This window comes from Streptomyces sp. SID14478, from assembly GCF_010548525.1.
In the GTDB taxonomy this organism is placed as follows: Bacteria; Actinomycetota; Actinomycetes; order Streptomycetales; family Streptomycetaceae; genus Streptomyces.
Genome location: NZ_JAAGMG010001087.1, coordinates 1 through 4,456, shown reverse-complemented (window position 1 = coordinate 4,456; position 4,456 = coordinate 1). Strand labels below are relative to the sequence as shown.

Annotated in this window: 4 protein-coding genes and 2 rRNA genes; 4 read left to right on the top strand and 2 right to left on the bottom strand. The window is 70.9% G+C overall.

Features of this window, described 5'->3' with window-relative positions; translation table 11 throughout:
* From G3I40_RS35410 to G3I40_RS35395, 4 genes are all read left to right on the top strand, one after another.
* On the top strand, window positions 1-270 hold a 270-nt coding region (locus G3I40_RS35410; protein ID WP_164558943.1), incomplete at its 5' end, for a DUF4129 domain-containing protein.
* Window positions 267-1,562, top strand: a complete 1,296-nt coding sequence (locus G3I40_RS35405) for a DUF4350 domain-containing protein (protein ID WP_164558942.1) — start codon at window positions 267-269, stop codon at window positions 1,560-1,562. The genes G3I40_RS35410 and G3I40_RS35405, both read left to right, overlap by 4 nt.
* Entirely contained in the window at window positions 1,562-2,551 is a 990-nt protein-coding gene (locus G3I40_RS35400; RefSeq protein WP_203645358.1) for a MoxR family ATPase, read from the top strand. Before G3I40_RS35405 ends, G3I40_RS35400 begins: the two co-directional genes overlap by 1 nt.
* A gap of 28 nt (window positions 2,552-2,579) precedes the next feature.
* Entirely contained in the window at window positions 2,580-3,890 is a 1,311-nt protein-coding gene (locus G3I40_RS35395) for a DUF58 domain-containing protein (protein ID WP_164558940.1), read from the top strand.
* A gap of 112 nt (window positions 3,891-4,002) precedes the next feature.
* Here the strand turns inward: G3I40_RS35395 and rrf are convergent.
* Together rrf and G3I40_RS35385 are read right to left on the bottom strand one after the other, a co-directional pair.
* Window positions 4,003-4,119, bottom strand: a 5S ribosomal RNA gene (gene rrf / locus G3I40_RS35390).
* Window positions 4,120-4,206: 87 nt separating this feature from the next.
* Window positions 4,207-4,456: ribosomal RNA gene (locus G3I40_RS35385) — 23S ribosomal RNA — on the bottom strand; the annotation flags it as partial.

Here is a 4,456-nt window from a genome sequence, read left to right as displayed (position 1 = left end):
GAGCGCATGCGCGCCCTGGTCCGCGCCCTGGAGGAACGCGCCCTGCTGGACCCGCGCCCCGGCCGCACCGCGGACGAGGCCGCCACGGAAGCCGCGCGCCCGCTCCCCCAGCACGCGGAGCGCCTGCACGCCGCGGCCCGCGAATTCGACGACGTCACGTACGGCGGGCGCACCGCCACCCCTGACACGTACCAGCGCCTGACGGCCCTGGACTCCGAGGTGGACCGCACGACCCCGTCCCTGACCGCCGCCCCGGGAGCGCCCCGGTGACCGAACAGCACACCCCGAACCCGCGCCACGACAGCGGCGCCCCGGGCGACCGGCCGACCGGCACGCCCTCTGCCACGCTCACCGCTCCGCCGACGCCGGAACCAGCCCCGGACGACACCTCCGCCACGCCCACGGCCCGCCAGGTCTGGACCCGCACGCGAGGCATCGCCCTCGCCCTGGTCCTCCTCCTGATCGCCGGCGTGACCATCGCGGCCATCCGCTCCGGCGAGAAGCACGGCACCCTCGACCCCCGCTCCGCCGACCAGTACGGCAGCCGAGCCGTCGCCGCGCTCCTCGCCGACCGCGGCGTCGACACCCGCCTGGTCACCACGACCGCCGAGGCCCGGGCGGCGACCGGCCCCGACACGACCCTCCTGGTCGCCGTCCCCGACCTGCTCACGGCGCACCAGCAGGACCAACTCCAGGCCGCCACCGCCGACTCCGGCGGCCGCACGCTCCTCGTCGCCCCCGGCGCCGCATCCGTCGACCGGCTGGCCCCCGGGGTCACCGCGGACACCGAGCCCACCTCGGACTCCGCGCTCGCCCCCTCCTGCGACCTGCCCGCGGCACGCACCGCGGGCAAGGCCGGCACCGGCGGCGGCTACCGCTACGAGACGACGCTCACCGACACCGACTCCTGCTACCCGAGCGCGGGCGCTCCCACGCTCCTGCGCCTGCCCGCGGCCACCGGCCACGGCGACACGGTCGTCCTCGGCTCCCCCGACATCCTTCTCAACGATCACCTCGACGAGCAGGGCAACGCCTCGCTCGCCCTCCAACTCCTCGGCACCCGCACCCATGTGGTCTGGTACCTCCCCTCCCTCTCCGACGACGCCGCGGCCACCCGTTCCGAGAACGACCGCAGCTTCATCGACCTGATCCCCCGCGGCTGGCTCTGGGGCACCCTGCAGCTCTTCATCGCGGCAGCACTCGCCGCCCTGTGGCGCGCACGCCGCATGGGCCCCCTGGTCGCCGAGCGCCTGCCCGTCGCGATCCGCGCCTCCGAAACCGTCGAAGGCCGCGCCCGCCTCTACCGCAAGGCGAACGCCCGCGACCGCGCCGCCACGGCCCTGCGTATCTCCACCCGCACCCGACTCGCCCCCCTAATCGGCGTCCCCCCGTCCCAGGCCCACACGCCCGAGACCTTCCTGCCCGCCCTGGCGCGCCAACTCCCGACGCCCGACCAGGACTTGCACACCCTCCTCTTCGGCCCACCTCCGGCCACCGACGCAGCGCTCATCGCACTCGCCGACCACCTCGACGCCCTCGAAAGAGAGGTACGCCATTCATGATGGACCCGACCACTGACAACGCCGGGCCCACGACCGATCCCCGCAGCTCACGGGCCTCTTTGGAAGCCCTGCGCACGGAGATCGCCAAGGCCGTGGTCGGCCAGGACTCCACCGTCACGGGCCTGGTCGTGGCCCTGCTCTGCCGCGGCCACGTCCTCCTCGAAGGCGTCCCCGGCGTAGCGAAGACACTCCTGGTACGCGCCTTGGCCGCATCCCTCGAACTCGACACGAAACGAGTCCAGTTCACCCCCGACCTCATGCCCAGCGACATCACGGGCTCGCTCGTCTACGACACCCACACGTCGCGCTTCTCCTTCCAGCCGGGCCCGGCCTTCACCAACCTCCTCCTCGCGGACGAGATCAACCGGACCCCTCCCAAGACCCAGTCCTCCCTCCTGGAGGCCATGGAGGAACGCCAGATCACGGTCGACGGCACGCCGCGCCCGCTCCCTGATCCGTTCATGGTGGTGGCGACCCAGAACCCGGTCGAGTACGAGGGCACCTACCCCCTCCCCGAGGCCCAACTGGACCGCTTCCTCCTCAAGTTGAACGTCGCACTGCCCACCCGCCAGGACGAGATCGACGTCCTGACCCGCCACGCGGCCGGCTTCAACCCCCGCGATCTGCACGCGGCAGGCATCCGTCCGGTGGCCACGGCAGCCGACCTGGAAGCAGCCCGGGCCGCCGTGGCAAAGACGACGATCTCCCCCGAGATCACGGCATACGTGGTCGACATCTGCCGCGCCACACGCGAATCTCCGTCCCTCACCCTCGGCGTCTCCCCGCGAGGCGCCACGGCCCTCCTGGCGACGGCCCGCGCCTGGGCCTGGCTGACCGGCCGCGACTACGTCATCCCCGACGACGTCAAGGCCCTGGCCCTCCCCACCCTCCGCCACCGCATCCAGCTGCGTCCCGAGGCGGAGATGGAGGGAGTCACCCCGGACTCGGTCATCAACGCCCTCCTGACCCACGTCCCCGTCCCCCGCTGAATCGACCGAGGCCGGAGACGACTTCGACATGGCCCTCACCGGACGCACGGCCCTGCTCGCCGCCCTGGGCTCCCTCCCCATAGGGATCTGGGAGCCCAGTTGGACGGGCATCCTCGCCGTCAACACCCCCCTGGCCCTGGCCTGCGCCTGCGACTTCGCCCTGGCCGCCCCGGTCCGCCGACTACGCCTGACGCGCTCCGGCGACACCTCGGTACGCCTCGGCGACCCGGCCGACGTCACGCTCACCGTCACCAATCCCTCGCGGCGTGTTCTGCGTGGGCACGTCCGCGACGCCTGGCCGCCCAGCGCCTGGCGCCCGGGCGCCGAACACGACGCGTCCCGCCATCGCGTGACGATCCCCGCGGGCGAACGCCGCCGTCTCACGACCCGCCTCCTGCCCACCCGCAGAGGCGACCGTCAGGCAGACCGCGTGACGATCCGCTCGTACGGCCCCCTGGGCCTCTTCACCCGCCAGGGCACACACAAGGTCCCGTGGACGGTCCGCGTCCTGCCGCCCTTCCACAGCCGCAAGCACCTCCCCTCCAAACTGGCCCGGCTACGTGAACTCGACGGCCGCACCAGCGTCTTGACCAGGGGCGAGGGCACCGAATTCGACAGCCTGCGCGAGTACGTTCCCGGTGACGACACCCGCTCCATCGACTGGCGCGCGACAGCCCGCCAGTCCGCCGTCGCCGTCCGCACCTGGCGTCCCGAGCGCGACCGCCACATCCTCCTGGTCCTCGACACGGGCCGTACCTCAGCGGGCCGTGTCGGCGACGCTCCCCGCCTCGACGCCTCCATGGACGCGGCCCTCCTCCTGGGCGCCCTGGCCTCCCGCGCCGGCGACCGCGTCGACCTCCTGGCCTACGACCGCCGCATCCGCTCCCTCGTCCAGGGCCGCACAGCAGGCGACGTCCTCCCTGCCCTGGTCAACGCCATGGCCCCCCTGGAGCCAGAACTCGTCGAGACAGATGCCCGCGGCCTCACCGCCACAGCTCTGCACACGGCCCCGCGTCGTTCCCTCATCGTCCTTCTCACGTCCCTGGACGCAGCCCCGGTCGAAGAGGGCCTTCTCCCGGTCCTCTCCCGTCTGACGAAGGGCCACACGGTGATCGTCGCCTCGGTCGCCGACCCGGCCATCGACACGATGGCCGCGTCCCGAGGGACCACAGAAGCCGTCTATGACGCGGCCTCAGCAGCGCAGGCGAAAGCAGAACGCCTCCGCACCGCCGACCAACTCACCCGTCACGGTGTCACGGTCGTGGACGCCACCCCTTCCGAACTGGCTCCCGCTTTGGCCGACGCCTACCTCGCCCTAAAGTCCGCCGGCCGCCTCTGACCACCCCCGAGAAATCAAAAAGGAGCCCCCAACGGAGGCTCCCAAAGAATGCGGGTAAACGCAGAAAAGCCCCGGACCGTATCCCGGCCCGGGGCTTTTCCATTCAAAATTAGTTCGGCGGCGTCCTACTCTCCCACAGGGTCCCCCCTGCAGTACCATCGGCGCTGTGAGGCTTAGCTTCCGGGTTCGGAATGTAACCGGGCGTTTCCCTCACGCTATGACCACCGAAACACTATGAAACTGTCAACCGCACCGTACGTGACCATGTACGGGGTTGTTCGTGGTTTCAGAACCAACACAGTGGACGCGAGCAACTGAGGACAAGCCCTCGGCCTATTAGTACCAGTCACCTCCACCCGTTACCGGGCTTCCAGATCTGGCCTATCAACCCAGTCGTCTACTGGGAGCCTTAACCCCTCAAAGGGGGTGGGAGTCCTCATCTCGAAGCAGGCTTCCCGCTTAGATGCTTTCAGCGGTTATCCTTTCCGAACGTAGCCAACCAGCCATGCCCTTGGCAGGACAACTGGCACACCAGAGGTTCGTCCGTCCCGGTCCTCTCGTACTAG

Bases quoted from the DNA above. Each gene is read 5' to 3' on its own strand.
- G3I40_RS35400 (WP_203645358.1), top strand. From the start codon at position 1,562: ATGGACCCGACCACTGACAACGCCGGGCCCACGACCGATCCCCGCAGC.
- G3I40_RS35395 (WP_164558940.1), top strand. From the start codon at position 2,580: ATGGCCCTCACCGGACGCACGGCCCTGCTCGCCGCCCTGGGCTCCCTC.